Genomic DNA, 20,418 nt, shown 5'->3' with positions numbered 1-20,418 from the left:
TTATCAAATTTTTGGTAAAGAGCCAATTGTACAAAGAAAAGTTGAGCAATTAAAACTGTTTTAAATGTCCTGATTGGTACTTCTTGTTTGTTGTTATATCGAATAAAATCTGATAAAATGAGTCGTACAGTTTTTCACTGTGATAAAGTGAAAATTTCCACCAGTGGGGGGTTTTCTTCACCGTCCACTGATGGTTAGTTGAACCAATCGGGCACTTCCGGGTACTTGATTTCCCTTTCATTAGAGGGAGATTTAGTGACCATTTATGCGGGAGAAAAGTTGAAAAGGGTTGAGACTCATGGTTTATCTTACTTTTATCATACCAATCATCATGGCTATTGCCGTTTTAGTGATTAGAATGAAAGCAACGAAACATCCCGTAACGAGGAAGAAAATCATTTTGCCGCCAATCTTTATGAGTACCGGTGCATTGATGTTCATCTTTCCGTTTTTTCGCGTTCCTTTTTTACAAGTAATTGAAGCGCTGTGTGTCGGGATATTTTTTTCTATATTTCTTATTAAAACAACACATTTTGAAATTCGCGGGAATGAAATTTATGTTACGCGCTCCAAGGCCTTTGCCTTTATATTGATCGGGCTATTGCTTATTCGAACGGGATTAAAAGCCGCATTAAGTTTAACCGTCCATGTCGGTGAAACGGGCGGAATGTTTTGGATTCTTGCTTTTGGCATGATTGTTCCTTGGCGAATTGCTATGCTAATCCAATACAATAAAATGCAAAATCAATTGCAGAATCAAAACCAGGAAAATTTACTTGAAATGGAAATAAGAGGAGCAAATTAAACTCTCCTCTTATTTTTATCTCTTTATCCCCTGTATATAGCCTGTTCTTCCCCATACCACCATTTTCCTAATTTCACCTGCAAAAATGGAATAACCCAATAATCTAACCCCAGTGTCCGTCCGGATCCGTTCAATAACGCAATCGAAGCAGGTAAAGCCCAAAACTTATCCCACCCGAGCATCGCAGTTAAAGTAAACATAACAAGAAATCCGGCACTTGCTAAACTGGCCAGCCACGTAAATAGCCCGGCAATAAGCGCCAACCCAATCGCCATTTCTACAAAAATAACGAATTTTTGCATGAATATGGCAACTTCTGGTGTTGGCAGCATTATTTTCATAATCCACTCAAACCAAAACGGCATTTTACTTAAAATCGGGGTAGCCCACTCTCCCCCGGTTTCTGCAGCGGTCGCCCCGGTTGTCGGCTCCTGAAGCCAATCGAAAGGCATTCGGACCGTGTTTCCAACTAACCATGAATCTTCACCCAATCCTTGAAAAAGAACGGGAACATTACGAAAACTTGAGGTTGCATGTTTCCACGTATCATGCCCCCATAATTTTGCTCCGGCTTCAACAAGCCAAAAGCCACCGACATATAATCGAAGTGGAAAACTCCATAATACATTTCCATAACGGTTGGTAAAGTTTCGAAAAATATTTCGCTTATCTTTGACTTCAAAAAATTCATGTTTAATATATTGAACCATATAATATCCGCTACGGATGCCGAAAAAGTAATATAGGTTGACAATATGTTTCATTAAAATGGCTAACCAGCCACTTAAGCGGATGCCATTTAAATTAGCGACACCAAATCTAGCACCGATTGAAACCATAAACCCGTGATAGTTTCCTTTGTAGGTAACTTTTTGACCGCCTTTTATATCAGCAATAATGTTTTTCGCAGCAGTTACCGCAGTTTGTTCAGCAGCCTCAACAATTTGCGGCGTTGGTTTCCCTTCATTTTCTTCGTAATAAGCTAAATCACCAACTACATAAACATTTTTTAACCCTTCCGCTTCCATATATGAATTCACTATTAAACGGCCGGCTCGTGCTGATTGCATACCAAATCCTTCCACATCAGAATTTGCTTTTACACCGGCCGTCCATATTAACGTATATGTAGGGATTTCCTGACCGGATTTTAAAATGACCCGGTCTTCTTTTACTTCCACAATCGGTGAGTTTTTTAAGATTTTAATTCCTTTTCGTTCCATGTATCTCTCTGCTTTATCGGCATCTTTTCGATCAAGCATATTTAATATTGTTGGTGCCGCTTCCACTAAATATAAAGTGATATCATTCTCTTCCAATTTATTCTCTCGTGCTAATCGGTGTTTCCACTCTAATAACTCTCCCACCATTTCCACACCGGTAAAACCGGATCCGCAAACAATAAATGTTAACATCGCTTTTCTTTTAAGCGAATCTGTTTCCGCCGCAGCTAGCCGAACGGTTTCTTCAATATGTTTCCTTAAACTCACCGCATCTTCCCATGACCATAAAAGAAAGCCATGTTCTTTCACACCGGGTGTACCAAAATCATTTGGTTCGGCACCCATTCCTAAAATTAAGTAATCAAAAGGAAAAGTTTCATTTTTGGTAATGACCATTTTTTTCTCATGATCAACATGTTGTACTTCATCCGTAATTAAGTTAACTTTCGTTCGGTTAAATAATTTTCGCAAATCCATCTGAACGGCTGTTGGTTCAACACGATGGGCAGCAACCTCATGTAATTCTGTCAACATCGTATGGTAAGAATGTTTGTCGATTAACGTGATTGAAACCTGTTCATCTTTTTTAAAAGTTTTTGCGAGTTTTTTTGCCGCATGTACTCCGGCATAACCGGCACCGATGATTACAATTTTCTTTTTATCCATAAGCGTTCACTCCTTAAAAAAAGTTTTTCCTGACATTGCCTTTTTATGCGAATTGTCTTTCATGAACCTTATGTTTTTTGGTGTATATATAGATAGGAAACGTGCAACCTAACATTACATGCCAAATAATTTTATAAAAAAATTTTAAAAGGAAGTGAAAACATGAAATATCATAAGATTTTTGTGTCCTCTCTTTTATCCTTATCCTTACTACTCTGTGCCTGTGGTAATAACGATGACAACGCAAAGAAAAATAATAATCAAGAAGAACAGAAAGACCAAGGTAGTGGTGTTGACAGCAAGAATGTTGAGAATAAAGTTGTCGCCGGTAGTCCACTTCAAGATGGAACGTATTCTTTAACTGAAACAAATTATGATGAAAACGGTTGGAGAGCAACGGAAAGAATTACAGTTAAAAACGGCAAAATAACGAAAGCGGACTATAATTACATCAATGAAGAAGGAAAGCTAAAAACGGATGATAAAGATTACCAAAAAAATATGAGTGCGAAAACAGGTGTTGGCCCGCAAGATTATATTCCACAATTAAATAAACAATTGGTTAAAAAACAAGATGCAAAACAAGTGGAAATTGTCAGCGGTGCAACCCATTCCTCGGAAAAGTTTGTCAATTATTCCCAACAATTAATTCAAAAAGCTCAAGCCGGGGACACAACTGAAATTCAGATCGATACAAGTGCTCCTTTAAAAGACGGGGTTTACAAACTTACAGAGAAGAATCTTGATACAAATGGTTGGAAAACATATATCAACATGACAGTAGAAGGCGGAAGAATTACGCAAGTGGACTATAATAATGTGAATGCTGACGGAAAATTAAAATCAGAAGATGAAGACTACGAAAAGAATATGAAAGATAAGTCCGGTGTTGGGCCAAAAGAATATATTCCACAATTAAGCCAGGCATTAGTTGAAAGTCAAAACACAGAAGGGATTAGCGTAGTCAGCGGTGCAACCCACTCCAGTCATTTATTTAAAATGTATGCGGCACAATTAATCAATGCGGCACAAAGAGGCGACACAACTCCGATTGAAGTAGATAACATCGTTTTTGCTGAAGAATAATTTATAAAGAAAACTAGGCGAAAGCAGAGCTGTAGTTCAGCGAATAAACATTTTCGCTTGCAAGGGAATGCTACCGAAATCTCTCTAGTCACCGAAAAAATATAAAATTTTTTGGCTGCGATGTATTCCCACGAAGCATTCCTTATGCACTTATGCGTTAGGAAAGTAGAAATTGAAAAATTTTTACTTTCCTATTAACCAAAAAAAGCATCTTGTAAAAAATCAAACAAGATGCTTTTTTTACGTCCAGCAAAGATGTGAATTCGACGCAGCAAAAATTTTTACCTGTACGGCTCCCCCTCGCCTTTAGATTTCGACACCCGAGTTTTCTTTACATTACATGTTTCTTTTTAATAAGGAAGCCGTGATATCATATAATATGTTTTTATATTCGCCGTCAGGTAATTTTTCCAGCTCTTTTAAAGCTTTGATGGTATATTTTCCGGCAAGGTCATATGCCTTTTCTATCCCTTGATACTGTTTAATTAGATCGGAAATAGCGGATATATCATTATCAGTTAATTGATCTTTTTTTGCAATAAAAGGGATAAATGCCTGACGATTTTCTTTCATTGCATATATAAGAGGTAAGGTATATATTCCCTGGCGAAAATCATTCATAACCGGTTTTCCTAATGTTTGGTCATCGCTTTGGTAATCTAAAATATCATCAATAATTTGAAAAGCCATCCCAATGTAATGCCCTAAATTCCATGCTTGCATTGTTGCCCTTTTAGCAGCTTTACTGGTTACAGCCCCGGAATAACAACTAACAGCAAATAATTGTGCCGTTTTCCCCGCAATTCTTGACAAGTAGTCCTTTACTGACACAGGCTCAACATACTGAGAATTTAGTTGTTCTAATTCACCGGTTAAAATTTTTTCCATTCCCTTAACATTGAATTCTAATTGTGATAATGATTGAGCATATTTTGAAAGAAGGTTGAACGTGAGACAAAAAAGATAGTCCCCTGAATAGACAGCATATTTATTTCCTTTTTGGGAATGAATGGTAGGATTTCCATGCCTGGTTTCAGCTTCATCAATGACATCATCATGAATAAGAGTTGCCATATGTATACATTCAATTGCAGCAGCTATTGCAATGGCACGTTCTTTATCTTGTTCAGGTCCGATTTGCGAACATAGTAAGGAATAAGCCGGACGTAGTAATTTACCACCGGAGTGAAGGAAATTTTTAACAATTGTCTCAATGGTTTTATCACGAACGTGAATTTGTGAATCAATAAGTTCAATTACACTGGATAAGTCCTTAGCTAATTCTGGATAATCTTCCCACATTGAGTGTACCCCCATAATGATCCTCCTTTCATCAATAATTTGTATAAGAAAAGCGCAGAGCGCCCGCTTAGCGACGTACAAACTGGAGCGCCCCGCAATGAGAACAGATTTGCTTCCCCGAATAGGCATCGCACGAAGAAAATGCGAATGCATTTTCGAGGAAAAGGAAACACGGCGAGGGACGAGCCGATGTTGACTTATCGTAGTGAAGCTACTCCTAGAGTGAACTTCATGAGTAATCTTCCTTGATATACTTCATGAAGCTTTGCGACGAGCTGAACATCCGCTTCCTCGAATAGGCTATGGCGCAGGAGCACATTAAAGGGGAGTTAGTTTCTCAGTCGCTGGCGCTCGGAGCTAGACAATAAAACTAATTCCAAGTTATTTACTTGTATTTTTATACTTTCTTATCTTTTAAAGAAAACTCGGCGACTGCCCGAGCCTTTAGGTGAGAGCAGAGCCGCAAGAGCACTTATGCGTTAGGAAAGTAGAAATTGAAAAATTTATACTTTCCTATTAGCTAAAAAAGTGAAAGTTCCATCAGTGAAGAGTTCTTCATAAATACTAGGTGTAAGCGAACGCTGCTATTCATTTACCTCAGGCAATGCGACGTTGATCTTGACGCAAACGATCATGTTCGCCTTTAACCCGCATTTTCTGACTGTTGCAAATACATGTAGTACTCAAGTTTTTCTACATGTGTCAGTAAAAAGTTGGCCATGATTCCCGTAGCAATACCTGCTAAAATTCCAACAAAAGAAAGGATAGGTAAATATAATAAAACCGTCCATGTTTGAGCAATTAGGCTGGCAACAAGAAGCTGACCAACATTATGTAAAATTGCTCCTGTTGTACTAACACCAATCATACTTACCCGATTCGGACCTAATTTTTTTACCATCCACATTCCAAAAAAACTTAAAACAGCTCCAGAAGCACTATACATAAATGTCGATATGGTGCCTCCAAGTAATGTAGCCAAAATTAACCGAATGACAATAACCTTTATTGTATCTTTTGCCGACAACGTATACATAGCCATGCATGTAATAATATTTGCCAAACCTAGTTTTGCACCTGGAGCAACAAGGAAAGGAAAGGGAATCGCTCGTTCAACTAAACTAATGATAACAGCTTGTGCAGCTAATAAAGCTATGTAAGCAATTCGTTGATTTTTTGTCATCGGTTATCCCCTTCGATCCAAAGTCATGAACTTATAATAATATCATCTTCAGCGGCTGTTTCACTAACGATTTCAATTAACACTTTATGCGGTAAACAAACAATCGTTTCCCCGGGCTTCGATATGTATCCGGTTAAGACACATACTTGATCGGTACAATCCGCAGCCTTAATTCTAATTTTATTATTCGTAACTTCAATGGTATTATATCCACCATCTGAACTATGGACATCGAATGTTTCTGTTGATGTATTATCAGTAAGGACAATCCGTCTAATTTCCTTCCCATCAACAGAAATGACTGCTGTATTGACTGATGTACCTTCTGTCTTTTGGGCTTGAACAAAACTGAAAATAAAAAAAGGAATAAATGAAAGAAGGACTAAAGAGAATACTACGATGATATCCCAAGGTTTAATCATTTTGTAGTAAGATTTCATCTCTATTCCTCCAAACATTTAATTCCAAATTCTCATCAATCAAAAATAATTTACTTGTCTTTATATATTGCCCTTTCTTTACCATACCATGCACGGCCTAATTTTGCTTGCAGGAATGGAACAACCCAATAGTCGAGACCAAGTGTTCGTCCGGATCCGTTCATTAAAGCAATAGAAGCCGGAAGTGCCCAAACTTTATCCCAACCAAGCATTGCAGAAAGGGTAAAGACAACTAAGAAACCGGCACTGGCTGCACTGGCAAGCCATGTAAATAATCCGCCTAAGATAGCAAGACCAATACCTAATTCAATAAATACCATCATTTTTTGCATAAATACTGCCATATCTGCATTCGGTAACATGATTTGCATAATCCATTCAAACCAGCCCGGCATATGACTTAGTATTGGAGTCGCCCATTCTGTTGCAGTTGCACTAGCGGATTCACTTGCACCACTTGTTGTTGTTTGCAACCAATCAAATGGCATTCTTACTGTAGACCCGACTAACCAAGAATCTTCACCTAGTCCGTCAAATAAGGTAGGAACTTTTGACCAACTGGAAATGGCTTCCTTCCAAGTGGATTCTCCCCAAATTTTTGCACCGGCTTCAACTAACCAAAAACCTCCAACAAATAAACGTAATGGAAAGCTCCATAAAACATTTCCATAACGGTTGGTGAAATTACGGAAAATATTGCGTTTATCCTTAATATGGAAAAATTCATGCATAATATATTGGAACATATAATAACCGCTTCTGATTCCAAAGAAATAATATAAGTTCACTAAATGTTTCATTAAAATAGCTAACCAGCCGCTTAAACGGAGTCCACTTAAGTTTGCAACACCGTATCTCGCCCCAATGGATACCATAAAACCGTGGTACTTCCCTTGATACGGTTGTTTTTCACCGCCGCTAATTTCAGCAATAATACTTTTCGCTGCCGTCATTGCTGTTTGTTCGGCTGCTTCAACAATTTGAGGAGTTGGTTTGCCTTCCGCTTCTTCAAAATAGGCCAAGTCCCCAACAACGTATACATTTTTTAGGTCTTCCGCTTCCATATATTCATTGACTTTAAGTCGACCGGCACGAGCTTGAGACATACCGTAATCTTTCGTGTCTGAGTTTGCTTTGACTCCTGCTGTCCAAATCAATGTATGTGTTGGTATTTCTTCGCCGGATTTTAAAACAACCCGGTCAGCTTTCACTTCCACAATGGGTGAATTTTTTAAGATTTTAATCCCTTTTTTCACCATATATTTTTCTGCTTTATCTGCATCTTTCCGGTCAAGCATATTCAAAATGGTTGGAGCTGCTTCGACCAGATATAATGTAATATCTTCCGGATCTAACTTATTATCTTTTGCCAGACGTTCTTTCCATTCTAACAGTTCGCCAACCATTTCTACACCGGTAAAACCTGATCCGCAAACAGCAAAAGTTAACATTGTGCGGCGTTTTTCATCATTATGTTCCATGGCTGCTTGATGAACCGTTTTTTCAATATGTTCACGAAGTTTTACAGCATCTTCCCAAGACCAAAGGGTAAAGCCGTGTTCTTTTACACCCGGAGTTCCAAAATCATTTGGCTCTCCACCCATTCCTAAAATTAAATAATCATATGGGAATGAACCGTGCTCTGTTGTTACAATTTTTTTCTCATGGTCAACTTTTGTGACATTATCTGTGACAAGTTTTACTTTTGTCCGGTTAAATAATTTTCGCAGATCATATTGAATTGCATTCGGTTCAACGCGGTGAGCAGCAACTTCATGCAATTCTGTCATCATGGTATGGTAAGAATGACGATCGATTAACGTAATGGTTACCCTATCGTCTTTTTTATATTTTTTAGCAAGTTTTTTTGCCGCATGAACACCGGCATAACCTGCACCAATAATCACAATGTTCTTATTATCCATTACGATTCCTCCATATGTCTTCATTTAAATATCTATCAAGTTAAATAAATTGTGAAAAAGTGAACACAGTTTGTTATTTTACATGTCTTCATGGTATCTGTCTAGTTTGTTCACTATATTTTCATAATCTCCACGTTATTAAAATGTGATATTATTAACAAATTTGTCATAGACATCTGGTTATCGTCATGCTAATATAAAACTCGGTAATTGTGATTTCATTCACAAATAATACAATATAGAAAAGGTGAGAGTCCATGAAATTCAACAAAATTATATTTGCAGCCACTCTTTCACTTTCATTACTATTAGCAGCTTGCGGATCTAATGAAAGTAGTACAAAAACTAAAGATAACGGTAGTGAAAGCAACCATGCTGCTAAAACGGAGAAAGTTGCTAAAAAAATAATTGCCGGGAGTCCATTACAAGACGGGACATACACGTTAACAGAAAAAGATTTTGATGATAAAGGATGGAAAACGACTTTTGAGATTACGGTGAAAGACGGCAAAATTACCGAATCTAAATATAATTACGTGAACAAAGACGGCAAGTTGAAATCGGAAGACAAAGAATATGAAGAAGCAATGAAAGCGAAATCCGGTGTCGGTCCTGCTGAGTATATACCTGAACTGAATAAACAATTAGTAAGTACACAAGATGCTGCTCAAGTAGAAGTTGTCAGCGGTGCTACCCATTCATCGGAAAACTTTATTAACTATGCACAACAATTAATTCAAGCAGCTCAAAAAGGTGACACAACGCCGATTGAAATTGATGCCCAAGGAACTTTAAAAGATGGTGAATATAGCCTTTCTGAAAAAAATCTTGGTTCAACCGGTTGGAAAACATACATTAAAATGACCGTATCCGGTGGAAAAATTACTGCAGTTGATTATAACTTCTTAAATAAAGATGGAAAATTAAAAACCGAAGATGAAGATTATGAAAAAACAATGACTGAAAAATCAGGTACAGGTCCACAAGAATACATTCCGGCATTAAGTCAATCGTTAATTGATAAGCAAAGTGCTGCTGATGTTGAAGTTGTTAGTGGGGCAACACATTCCAGTCATGCATTTAAAATGTATGCTGCTCAATTAATAAATGCTGCACAAAAAGGAGATACTACTCCTATTGAAGTTGATAATTTTGTTTTTGAGGAAGAATAATAAGTATTACGTATCAACTTCCATAGACAAGTTAAAAGACTTTAGAGACTTCTCTAAAGTCTTTTTTTCAGTACAAACGTTCCAGGAAGGGGATGAATTATTTGAAAAAAACCGGACTTATCCTATTGATTTTATTTACCTTTTTGTTCACCGGCTGCGGTCAATCAAAAAATGAAACTGCTGATGAAAACCATTCACAGACGACGACCAACCCGGCAAGCCGAACTGAATTTTTAATGGGGACAGTTGTTACTGTAAAAATTTATGATAAAAATAAAGAAGATGTGCTGGATCCGGTATTTAAAAAGATTCAAAAATTAGCTGATGAAATTACTGTCAATGATGGGGAAGCAAAATCTGAAGTTGATAAAATCAATCAAAATGCCGGAATAAGCCCTGTTGAAGTATCGGAGGATATTTTTACGTTAATTACAGCCGGAAAAACTTATAGTGATCGTGCGAATGGTTCTTTTGATATTACAATTGGTCCCCTCAGTTCTCTTTGGCATATTGGTTTTCCTGATGCAAGAAAACCAACACAAGAAGAAATTAATAACGTCCTTCCACTGATTGATTATCGTTTCGTTGAATTAAATGACGACAAGCAAACTGTCTATTTACAAAATAAAGGAATGGAAATTGATTTAGGCGGCATTGCAAAAGGATTTATTACCGATAAAGTCCGTGATGTGTTGGTAGACCATGGTGTTACTTCCGCCATCATTGATTTAGGTGGGAATGTTTATGTATTAGGAAAAAATGCCAGTGGAAACAAATGGACCGTCGGCATTCAAGATCCCTTCTCTCCTCGTGGTCAAATTATCGGGAGCATTCAAGAAGCGAATAAATCAATTGTTACATCCGGCATTTATGAACGGTATTTAGAAGTTAATGGTGAAATTTACCATCATTTATTAAATCCGCAAGACGGGTATCCTTTCAAAAATGATATTGCCGGTGTATCTGTGATTACAGATGAATCAACGGACGGTGACGCACTCTCGACTCTCCTCTTTTCAAAAGGAGTAAAAGATGGACTTGCCTATGCCGAGAAAATCGGTGTAGATGCTATTTTCATTACACATAATAAAGATGTATATTTGACAAGCAAACTTAAAAATAAATTTAAGCTTACTAATAAAGAATTCACAGTGAAACATCCATAAGTGGGATTTTTTCATCCCCGCTAATCGTTCGTTGATCCAATCGTGTGCGGCAAGCATCCCACCTATCTTCTTTGTAATCTCAAAATCTTGAGGTGGAGTCTTGGCTCGCCGTTATGGTGGGACAGAACTGAAAAATAAAGAAAACTCGGCGATTGCCGAGCCTTTAGGTGAGAGCAGAGCCGCAAGAGCACTTATACGTTAGGAAAGTAGAAATTGAAAAATTTATACTTTCCTATTAGCTAAAACAAACTCAAAATCCTTTGATCCGTGAAGGGGCGTTTATAATGTCTTTACGTGCATTTTTAAAACTAGTTGAAATTCAAACAAAATTGGCCAGCCTTTTCCCTTTTTTAGTAGGATCGTTATTCGTTTTTTATCGTTATGGTACATTTAGACCGATCAATACATTGATTTTCTTTTTTTCCATGTTTTTATTTGATTTGACAACAACAGCAATAAATAATTATATGGATTACAGAAAAGCAACAAATGAACAATACAGAAAACAAAAGAATATTATCGGTCAAGAGAATATTCCGGAATGGCTTGTCGTAACTACAATACTTTGCTTATTGACAACAGCAACCTGTCTCGGCATTTGGCTTGTTTTTAAAACGGATATTCTCGTATTAGTTATCGGCATGGTTTGTTTTGCGATCGGTATTTTATATACGTTTGGTCCGATTCCTATTTCACGAATGCCTCTTGGAGAAATTTTTTCCGGGGTAACAATGGGATTTGGAATTCTGTTTCTTACTGTCTATGTAAATGCTTTTGATCAAAATATCGCCAATCTTGTTTGGAAAGGCAGAATGATTAGTTTCCGAGCCGATCTTCTGCTAATATTAGAAATTGTTCTTGTTTCTATTCCATGTGTAGCCACCATTGCCAATATCATGTTGGCCAACAACATTTGTGATCTGGAGGAGGATATTAAAAATAATCGGTTTACCCTCCCCTATTACATTGGGAAAAAATACGCCATCTGGTTATTTAATGCTTTATATCTCATTGCCTTTTTTGCAATTTTGGCAGCTGTTGCGTTACATTTATTGCCAAAAATTATGTTGCTTGCCCTTTTAGCAAGTATCCCTGTCTATAAACACGTGAAATTATTTAATAAGAAACAAATAAAATCCGAGACGTTTGTCATTTCCGTAAAAAATTTGGTCATTATTAACGGGGTCATTTCCGCAATCCTTTGTTTAGCTGTTTTCATATAAGGGGTGGCTGCTTATGGTACTTGATTCAACAAACCCAATCATTGAAGTAAAAGATGTATCTTTTCGTTATGATTTACGTAGTTCGACTGAAACCTTATCTTCCATTAACTTTTCCGTCCAAAAAGGTGAGTGGGTCGCCATTATCGGCAACAATGGTTCCGGGAAATCAACATTAGCCGGTATTTTATTAGGGTTGTACAAACCGCAATTTGGTTCTGTAACAATCGCCGGTTATGAGTTAAATGAAGAGACGAAATGGGAAATAAGAAAGCGAATGGGTATTGTCTTCCAAAATCCGGATAATCAATTTATCGGTTCGACCGTTGAAGACGATGTGGCATTTGGCTTAGAAAATTTGAATATGCCTTATGAACAGATGAAGATGCGAGTTTATGAAGCACTTCATATGGTTGATATGTATGATTATCGTCACGCTGATCCGACCCGGTTATCCGGCGGACAGAAGCAGCGAGTGGCAATTGCCGGTTTACTAGCTTTACAACCGGAAATATTATTATTGGACGAAGCCTTTGTTATGTTAGACCCGAAAAGTCGAAAAGATTTATTAAAAACGCTACAAAAATTAAAATCTCGGCATCAACTGACTATTATTTCCATTACACATGATATGAATGAAGCTGCATCCAGTGACCGCATTATTGTGTTAAAAAACGGAACAATCAGTTCCATTGGCACACCGAAAGAAGTTTTCAGTAAAGAACTTGATTTTGAAGCCCCCTTTACCGAAAAACTAAGACGAATTTTACAAATGAAAGGAAGAAACGTGCCAAATACGTATATGAGTGAAGAAGAGATGGTAGAATGGCTATGGAAATAAGATATAGCAATGTATCCGCAGATTACCAATTAGGTCCGATTCGAACAAAAAATGTTTTAGATGATGTAAATTTATTCGTAAAACCTTCATCCTTTACCGCTATTGTCGGCCAAACCGGAGCCGGAAAATCAAGTTTACTAAAAGTAATGAATGGCTTAATACGCCCGAAACAAGGTGAGGTAAAAATCGGCAAATACTCTGTTTCTTCAAATAACGATCCTACTTCTTTAAAAGAAGTACGAAAACGTATAGGCATGGTATTCCAATTTCCTGAATCCCAGTTATTTGCAGAGACCGTGGAAAAAGATATTTGTTTTGGTCCTTTGAATTTTGGTGTGGGGCTTAGTGAAGCGAAAGAAATGGCAAAAACAGCCATTTACCAGGTAGGCCTGGATGCCTCCTTTTTACCGAAATCCCCCTTCTCATTATCCGGCGGCCAAAAAAGACGGGTCGCCATTGCGGGGATCTTAGCGATGAAACCGGATATTTTAATTTTAGATGAACCCGGAGCAGGACTTGACCCTATTGGAAAACAAGAAATCCTTTCGCTAATTGCTTCTTGGAATAAAAACAATAAACTGACAACAATGATGGTCACACATGAAATGGATGATGTAGCTAAATTCGCTGATGATGTAATTGTTATGGAAAAAGGAAAAATCGTCTTTCATGATGATGTGCGAACTTTTTTTGCTGATCTTAATCAAATCCAATCTTGGAACCTTGATATTCCGGAAGCAAGAAGATTTCAATTACTCATTGAAGAAAAAACCGGTGTATCCTTGCCAAAAATTTGTCTGACAGTGGAGGAACTTGCAGACTGCTTAATCGAGGTGGGACTTGCATGAATAAATTAATCATCGGTCGTTATCTTCCCGGTACTTCTTTACTCCATATACTTGATGCTCGAGCAAAATTAATCGCCGGTTTTTATTTTATTTTTATTTTGTTTTTTGCCGAGGATTGGCCGGCCTATATTCTTCTATGGTCGTTTACCTTTTGGGTCATGCATTTATCCGGTGTCCATTTCAAAACCTACATACGTGGCGTACGACCTTTAATTTGGTTGATTTTGTTTACGGTCTGCTTACAAGTATTATTTACAGCCGGGGGAGAAATTTACTTCGAATGGGGTCCGGTAACCATATCTCAATTTGGGATAGTGAGCGGTATTTATATCTTTTTCCGTTTTGTCATGATCATTTTTATCTCTACGGTTATTACACTGACAACAAAACCGATTGACTTAACCGAAGCCATTCATTTTCTTCTCAAGCCACTTCGGATTTTTAAAATACCTGTTGAAGAAATATCCATTATGCTGTCCATTGCTTTGCGCTTTATTCCAAACTTATTAGATGAAACACAAAAAATCATGGATGCACAAAAAGCAAGAGGGACAGAATTCGGCAAAGGTTCTTTATTCCAACAAATGAAAACTCTCGTACCAATCTTTTTACCATTATTTGTGAGTTCACTAAACCGGGCGGAAGAAGTCGCAAATGTTATGGAAGTTCGTGGTTATCAACCAAACGCTAGACGCTCCTCATTTCGGAAACTGCGTTGGAAATGGGCTGATACGTTAAGTTTAGTCATTATGATTTTCTTAACAGTCGGCTTACTGATCATGAATACAATTGTCTGAATCAAGGTCCCCTCTTAACGATTGCATAAAAAATTTTCTTAGTGCAAAAAATAGGAATACAACAATTTGCAATCCTTTGGGGGGTCCATTTTGAAACAAATAATCGTTATCTCTTGCTCAATTCTCTCGGTTTTTCTTCTATTGTCCGGGTGTACGTATTATGATAAAAATCAATCTAATGATCATCGCAATTTGACCGTAACAGACACTTCTGATCATCCATGGAGGACATCTAATGTTTCTCAATCGAAAGGGCAAAATTTCATAAACAGTAAAAATCCAGGTACAAACGAACAAAAAAATGAAGCTCGTCAACCAACGATTTTTACCGATACGGACACAAAAAACAACCTTTTAGTCATGAAGGAAGTCATCGATACAAATGTCATTATTAGCAACAATAATGCTTATGTGGCGGTGGTTCTGCAACAAAGGCAAAAACTGACGTCCAAGATGAAAAATCAAATAACCGATCAAGTAAAAAAGAATCATCCACAAATTGACCATGTATATATTTCTGAAAATCCACATTTTATTCAGCAAATGAGTGAATTCTCCAGAAGACTGAAGCGTGGCGACCAAAATGTTACGGAGGATTTTAACCAGATGCTGAATGACTATTTTTACGAAATAACTTTTAAAACTGGTTTTTCAAAGAGTGGACCTGTGCCACTCTTTGACTTCATTTCAGTGCAAACAAATGATTAACGTTCTTTTTTAGAGGAATCTTTCTTTTTATGCTTCTGTTCTTTTTTATTCATTATGAGTGTTTCCAATTCCTTTCCTGCATTCACATTTCCAAATTCAATGCCAAATTCAACCCGGCCCTTGAGATCCTTGTTCGTTTTATTCGATTGGTCTTTCATTATGCTTTCCCGCTCTTCCCTTTTGTGAATTTCTGTTTGCCCCTTTCATCGGGTTTTCCTCACCGGCAAACTCGGCTGTAAAATCAGTTTCTCGGTTATTTTTATGTGGCGTTTTTGTGTATTTTTCAACAGCATTTCTCTCTGCTTTCCGTTTTGCCATTTGATTCATCTCCTCATGTTTATTTCTTTCTTTATTTTCCTCAACGATACAGAAATGATACGTGGCAAAACGTGCTACAAATGTATATGATTTAGCTGTTTTTCACATTTACTTTCTCTAGGATGGAGAATAGCTCGGTTAAATTTTGTATTTCAAACGTCGGTGTGATGTCCGTTCTTCTTTTTTGATGGCGATTCACCCAAACAGATTTAATCTTTGTACGATTTGCCCCTAAAATATCGGTATTTAAATTATCCCCGACCATTAGAACCTCGTCTGCCTCTAAGGACATTAAAGATAAAGCATATTGAAAAATTCCCGGATCCGGTTTTCCTTTCCCGTAATTACCGGAGATGACAATATGTTCAAAATACGGGGGTAGTTCAGGAGTCAAGGATAATTTTGTCGTTTGCAAATCCGGTGAACCGTTTGTCAATAAAAGTAAACGATAATCCTTCTTTAATTGTTCCAGTACAGGAAACGTATCTTCATAAACAATCGGGACTTTTCTTCGCTCTTTAGGAAAAGTCTCTCCTAATTCAGAGCCGAAATCAGGGTCATCAATACCAAGTGCTTTTAACCCTTGTGTCCATGCATCTTTTCGATACGTTGGGACGATATCATGTAACGCTTTGAATTGGTCATTTTTATCGCAAAATTCACCCCATAACCCTTCAAAAGGATTAATGCCGATCATTTGGGTGAACGGATATGTTTCATAAGATAGATACAATGTTCTGGCAGCTTGCCGAACTTCATCCTCCAGTTTACTCGGGTCAATCCCGTAACGTTCCTGAGCTATTTTGCATGTGGCCAAGAATGCTTTTTGCACACTTTTTTGATCCCATAAAAGCGTGTCATCTAAATCAAAGAAAATTGCTTTAATCATCATATCCCTACTTTTTTGTAATTTTTCCATTTTTTAATAGTTTAATATAAAATGGGTGAAAAGTTAACTACTTTTTAATACGTTAGAAGAAGATATAAAGTTCTTTACGTAGGACAAAACCTTCTGAAGTAATAAAGTAAGTACAGAAATGTGTAGTGGAATTGCTTTATGGTCCCATAGGAGTGGCCAAAACGATTTCTATGGGACAAAAACATCAGAAAAGCGAACAGAAATGTCTCATAGATCAGCCCTATGGGACAAATTAATCGGGAATTGAAGCTAAAATGTCCCATAGAGGTAGCCGAACTGGCTTCTATGAGACAAAAACGCCGGAAAAACAAACAGAAATGTCTCATAGAATAGCTCTATGGGACAAATTAATCAGAAATTGAAGTCAAAATGTCCCATTGGAGTGACCAAACCGCTTTCTATGAGACAATAACGTCGGAAAAGCAAGCAGAAATGTCTCATAAATCAGCCCTATGGGACAAATCAATCGGAAATTGAGGCCAAAATGTCCCATAGAGGTGACCAAACCGCTTTCTATGGGACAAAAACTTCGGAAAAGCGAACAGAAATGTCTCATAGAATAGCCCTATGGGACAAATTAATTGGAAATTGAAGCCAAAATGTCCCATAGGAGTGACCGAACAGCGCTCTATCGGACAGAGCGTTCTGAAATAACCTTCAAAAACCTCCCCTGTCTTGGTTGCTTTCCCCGTACAATTGCATTTAAATCAAGCGAATTCCCATCCTTGCCGAAATTTATAATTTCTTAACGTACACAAAAATTTAAACTACACATATTCCGACAACAGTGTTAAAATAGGAAAAAGTTCAAAATTTGATTGATTAGTAATCTTCTTGAAAGCGAGGTAATCAAGTTGGTAGAAATGCGTAGTGACATGATTAAAAAAGGAGTCGATCGGGCACCGCACAGAAGTCTTCTTCGTGCTGCCGGCGTAAAACCGGAAGATTTTGGCAAACCGTTTATTGCGGTTGTCAATTCCTATATTGATATTGTTCCTGGACATGTCCATTTACAGGAGTTTGGAAAAGTCGTGAAAGAAGCAATCCGTGAAGCGGGTGGCGTTCCGTTTGAGATGAATACAATTGGTGTGGATGACGGAATCGCCATGGGGCATATCGGGATGAGATACTCCCTTCCTAGCCGGGAAATCATTGCCGATTCTGTTGAAACTGTTGTATCTGCACACTGGTTTGACGGAATGATTTGTATCCCGAACTGTGACAAAATTACACCGGGAATGTTGATGGGAGCACTACGGGTTAATATCCCAACCATTTTCGTCAGCGGTGGTCCAATGAAAGCCGGTCGGGACAGACAAGGAAACCCGCTTTCTCTAACATCCGTATTCGAGGGCGTTGGTGCTTATCAATCAGGCAAAATCAGTGTAGACCGATTGCAAGAAATTGAACAATTTGCCTGTCCGTCTTGCGGTTCCTGTTCCGGGATGTTCACGGCAAACTCGATGAACTGTCTTGCAGAGGCTTTAGGTCTCGCCTTACCGGGAAATGGTACGATTTTGGCCGATACAGAAGAGCGGAAAGAATTTGCCAAACGTTCTGCCAAACAATTAATGGAACTAATCAAAAAAGATCTTAAACCAAGAGATATCGTAACTATTGAATCTATCGATAATGCTTTCAGTTTGGATATGGCGATGGGTGGCTCGACAAATACCGTTTTGCATACCCTTGCCCTAGCACATGAGGCAGAAATTGATTATCCGTTAAATCGAATAAATGAAATAGCAAACCGGGTTCCTCATTTAGCTAAAATTGCTCCGGCCTCCGATTATCATATTGAAGATGTCCATCGGGCCGGTGGTGTCAGTGCCATTATTAATGAACTTTTGAAAAAGCCGGGCGCATTTAATGGTGATTGCTTATCAGTTTCCGGAAAAACGATTCGTGAAAATGTGTCGGGTTGTGAAATTATTAATAAAGATGTGATTCACCCATTGGATAACCCACATTCTGAAACAGGCGGACTTGCCGTATTGTTTGGGAACCTTGCCCCGGATGGTGCCATTGTAAAAGTGGGGGCGGTGGATCCTTCAGTCGGGGGTTATCATCGCGGACCGGCGATTTGCTTTGACTCCCAAGAGGAAGCATTGTCCGGTATTATTTCCGGAAAAGTAAAAGAAGGTCATGTCGTTGTTATCCGTTATGAAGGACCAAAAGGCGGACCGGGAATGCCGGAAATGTTGGCACCTACCTCCCAGATTGTTGGTCGCGGACTTGGGGCAAAGGTCGGTCTAATCACCGACGGACGTTTTTCCGGTGCATCACGCGGAATCTCCATCGGTCATATTTCTCCTGAAGCCGCTGAAGGTGGTCCAATTGCTTTTGTAAAAGACGGAGATATGATTGAACTGGATTTAAATAACCGAAAAATTACCCTTGAAATTTCTAATGAAGAATTTGAAAAACGGAAAGCGGAATGGAAAGGTTTTGAACTAAAAGTGAAAAAGGGCTATTTGGCTCGCTACTCAAAACTTGTTACTTCTGCAAGTACAGGAGGCGTAATGAAAATTTAAAATATCGTTTTAGCTATCCGTACGATAAACGGATAGCTTTTTTAATGCTTATTCTCTTCCCTGCCGGCATTTTTCAACTTTCCTGCTACGCGGATCGGGCAGTAAAATGTTCCAGTAAAACGTTCGATTTTTTATGGTCGAGTCCAATTGGATTGGTAACATATTTTTCGAGGAAAGAACCCTATTTTTTAAAGGACAAATGTGCTCCAGCATTTTATTTCGGCGTTAGCAACAATATATCAACACGAAAGGAGGCAGAAACAAAAAATATTGTTTTACCTCCCGTTCTTTGTAATGATTTTTTTATTTCTAATTACGGCAATTGATGACCTGCCGAAAGATAAATATCGTACCATTCTTCCCGTGTCAATACGATATCAGAAGCTTTAGCAATTGAGGTCAAACGTTCCGGTCGCATTGTGCCAACAATCGTTTGAATTTTTGCAGGATGCCGTAAAATCCAGCTGACGGCAATAGCTGATTTATCTACGCCGTATTTGTCTCCTACTTCTTGAAGTTTGGCATTTAATTCCGGGAATTTTTCATTATCGATAAAAAACCCTTCAAATTGACCGTATCTGAATGGTGACCATGCTTGAACAGTTATATTATTTAGACGGCAATAATCAAGTACTGAATCATCCCGATTGATTCCAACAGCATTTGTCATATTTACGTTTAATCCGGCATCAATCATACCCGTGTGCATGACACTCAATTGCAACTGATTAATAATTAAATCTTGCTTAACATACTTTTTTAGAAGTTCGATTTGCATGGGGTTTTGATTACTGACACCAAAATATCTTACTTTCCCGCTTTCTTTCAATACAGTGAATGCTTCTGCCACTTCCTCCGGCTCCATTAAAGCATCCGGGCGATGAAGTAAAAAGATATCGATGTAATCCGTCTTCAATCGTTTTAAACTGCCTTCAACAGATTCTATAATATGTTTTTTCGAAAAATCAAAGCAGATGTTCGTCCCGTTTTCCTGTCTGATTCCGGCTTTTGTTTCCAAAATCATGTTTTCACGAATGGAAGGATTTGAAGCAATCGCTTCCGCAAAAATTTCTTCTGATTTTCCCCCGCCATAAATATCCGCGTGGTCAAAAAAATCAATACCAAGTTCCAGTGCATGATGAATAACTTTTTCTGCTTCTTTTACGGATAGTTTCCACATTCCCATACAGCCTAAGGCAATATGAGGAGCTTGTAAATCACTTTTACCAAGTTGAATTCTTTTCATCATTTTCACCTCTATATCA

General features: G+C 38.0%; 19 protein-coding genes. 10 read left to right on the top strand and 9 right to left on the bottom strand.

Annotation, left to right across the window (positions count from 1 at the left end; translation table 11 throughout):
- The first annotated feature begins 298 nt into the window (after positions 1-298).
- Entirely contained in the window at positions 299-805 is a 507-nt protein-coding gene (locus tag NSQ14_RS08425) for a CcdC family protein (protein ID WP_034769940.1), read from the top strand.
- Positions 806-828: 23 nt separating this feature from the next.
- Here NSQ14_RS08425 and NSQ14_RS08420 read toward each other — a convergent pair whose 3' ends face one another.
- Positions 829-2,694, bottom strand: coding sequence for an FAD-dependent oxidoreductase (locus NSQ14_RS08420; protein WP_034769939.1), 1,866 nt, complete (start codon positions 2,692-2,694; stop codon positions 829-831).
- 162 nt (positions 2,695-2,856) lie between these two features.
- Between NSQ14_RS08420 and pplA (NSQ14_RS08415) the strand changes: the two genes are divergently transcribed.
- On the top strand, positions 2,857-3,780 hold the full coding sequence (pplA, locus tag NSQ14_RS08415; protein WP_034769937.1) for an extracellular electron transfer flavoprotein PplA: 924 nt from the start codon (positions 2,857-2,859) through the stop codon (positions 3,778-3,780).
- 336 nt (positions 3,781-4,116) lie between these two features.
- Here the strand turns inward: pplA (NSQ14_RS08415) and NSQ14_RS08410 are convergent, their stop codons facing one another.
- The 4 genes from NSQ14_RS08410 to NSQ14_RS08395 form a co-directional block, all read right to left on the bottom strand.
- On the bottom strand, positions 4,117-5,097 hold the full coding sequence (locus tag NSQ14_RS08410; RefSeq protein ID WP_341287814.1) for a polyprenyl synthetase family protein: 981 nt from the start codon (positions 5,095-5,097) through the stop codon (positions 4,117-4,119).
- Positions 5,098-5,725: 628 nt separating this feature from the next.
- Positions 5,726-6,265, bottom strand: a complete 540-nt coding sequence (locus NSQ14_RS08405) for a Gx transporter family protein (RefSeq protein WP_034769934.1) — start codon at positions 6,263-6,265, stop codon at positions 5,726-5,728.
- Positions 6,266-6,288: 23 nt separating this feature from the next.
- Positions 6,289-6,705, bottom strand: a complete 417-nt coding sequence (locus NSQ14_RS08400) for a NusG domain II-containing protein (protein WP_034769933.1) — start codon at positions 6,703-6,705, stop codon at positions 6,289-6,291.
- Between the two features lie 50 nt (positions 6,706-6,755).
- Complete coding sequence (locus NSQ14_RS08395; protein WP_034769931.1) at positions 6,756-8,630, bottom strand: FAD-dependent oxidoreductase; 1,875 nt, start codon at positions 8,628-8,630, stop codon at positions 6,756-6,758.
- 257 nt (positions 8,631-8,887) lie between these two features.
- Here NSQ14_RS08395 and pplA (NSQ14_RS08390) point away from each other — a divergent pair, with 257 nt between their 5' ends.
- The 7 genes from pplA (NSQ14_RS08390) (at position 8,888) to NSQ14_RS08360 (ending at position 15,382) form a co-directional block, all read left to right on the top strand.
- Positions 8,888-9,802, top strand: coding sequence for an extracellular electron transfer flavoprotein PplA (gene pplA / locus NSQ14_RS08390; protein ID WP_034769929.1), 915 nt, complete (start codon positions 8,888-8,890; stop codon positions 9,800-9,802).
- 92 nt (positions 9,803-9,894) lie between these two features.
- Entirely contained in the window at positions 9,895-10,968 is a 1,074-nt protein-coding gene (locus NSQ14_RS08385) for an FAD:protein FMN transferase (protein WP_156103203.1), read from the top strand.
- 284 nt (positions 10,969-11,252) lie between these two features.
- Positions 11,253-12,191, top strand: a complete 939-nt coding sequence (gene menA, locus NSQ14_RS08380; protein ID WP_034769927.1) for a 1,4-dihydroxy-2-naphthoate polyprenyltransferase — start codon at positions 11,253-11,255, stop codon at positions 12,189-12,191.
- 13 nt (positions 12,192-12,204) lie between these two features.
- The gene (locus NSQ14_RS08375; protein ID WP_034769926.1) at positions 12,205-13,029 is read left to right on the top strand and encodes an energy-coupling factor transporter ATPase; all 825 of its coding nucleotides are present in this window, start codon (positions 12,205-12,207) and stop codon (positions 13,027-13,029) included.
- On the top strand, positions 13,014-13,877 hold the full coding sequence (locus tag NSQ14_RS08370) for an energy-coupling factor transporter ATPase (RefSeq protein WP_231553314.1): 864 nt from the start codon (positions 13,014-13,016) through the stop codon (positions 13,875-13,877). The genes NSQ14_RS08375 and NSQ14_RS08370 overlap by 16 nt, the downstream gene beginning before the upstream one ends.
- Complete coding sequence (locus NSQ14_RS08365; RefSeq protein ID WP_034769925.1) at positions 13,874-14,674, top strand: energy-coupling factor transporter transmembrane component T family protein; 801 nt, start codon at positions 13,874-13,876, stop codon at positions 14,672-14,674. The genes NSQ14_RS08370 and NSQ14_RS08365 overlap by 4 nt, the downstream gene beginning before the upstream one ends.
- Before the next feature lie 90 nt (positions 14,675-14,764).
- Positions 14,765-15,382, top strand: coding sequence for a YhcN/YlaJ family sporulation lipoprotein (locus NSQ14_RS08360; protein ID WP_346208455.1), 618 nt, complete (start codon positions 14,765-14,767; stop codon positions 15,380-15,382).
- Here NSQ14_RS08360 and NSQ14_RS08355 read toward each other — a convergent pair.
- The 3 genes from NSQ14_RS08355 to NSQ14_RS08345 form a co-directional block, all read right to left on the bottom strand.
- Positions 15,379-15,540, bottom strand: a complete 162-nt coding sequence (locus tag NSQ14_RS08355) for a hypothetical protein (RefSeq protein WP_161792839.1) — start codon at positions 15,538-15,540, stop codon at positions 15,379-15,381. The genes NSQ14_RS08360 and NSQ14_RS08355 overlap by 4 nt on opposite strands.
- Complete coding sequence (locus tag NSQ14_RS08350; RefSeq protein WP_034769922.1) at positions 15,521-15,700, bottom strand: hypothetical protein; 180 nt, start codon at positions 15,698-15,700, stop codon at positions 15,521-15,523. Before NSQ14_RS08350 ends, NSQ14_RS08355 begins: the two co-directional genes overlap by 20 nt.
- Before the next feature lie 91 nt (positions 15,701-15,791).
- Positions 15,792-16,589, bottom strand: coding sequence for an HAD family hydrolase (locus tag NSQ14_RS08345; protein ID WP_251240942.1), 798 nt, complete (start codon positions 16,587-16,589; stop codon positions 15,792-15,794).
- Between the two features lie 893 nt (positions 16,590-17,482).
- Here NSQ14_RS08345 and ilvD point away from each other — a divergent pair.
- Complete coding sequence (gene ilvD / locus NSQ14_RS08340) at positions 17,483-19,153, top strand: dihydroxy-acid dehydratase (RefSeq protein WP_346208526.1); 1,671 nt, start codon at positions 17,483-17,485, stop codon at positions 19,151-19,153.
- Positions 19,154-19,466: 313 nt separating this feature from the next.
- Here the strand turns inward: ilvD and NSQ14_RS08335 are convergent, their stop codons facing one another.
- The gene (locus tag NSQ14_RS08335; RefSeq protein ID WP_346208454.1) at positions 19,467-20,399 is read right to left on the bottom strand and encodes an aldo/keto reductase; all 933 of its coding nucleotides are present in this window, start codon (positions 20,397-20,399) and stop codon (positions 19,467-19,469) included.
- Positions 20,400-20,418 lie beyond the last annotated feature (19 nt).

It is taken from the genome of Caldifermentibacillus hisashii, assembly GCF_039654145.1.
Classification (GTDB): domain Bacteria; phylum Bacillota; class Bacilli; order Bacillales; family Caldibacillaceae; genus Caldifermentibacillus; species Caldifermentibacillus hisashii.
The sequence above is the reverse complement of the archived record's forward strand: the minus strand, read 5'-3'. Positions and strand labels throughout refer to the sequence as shown.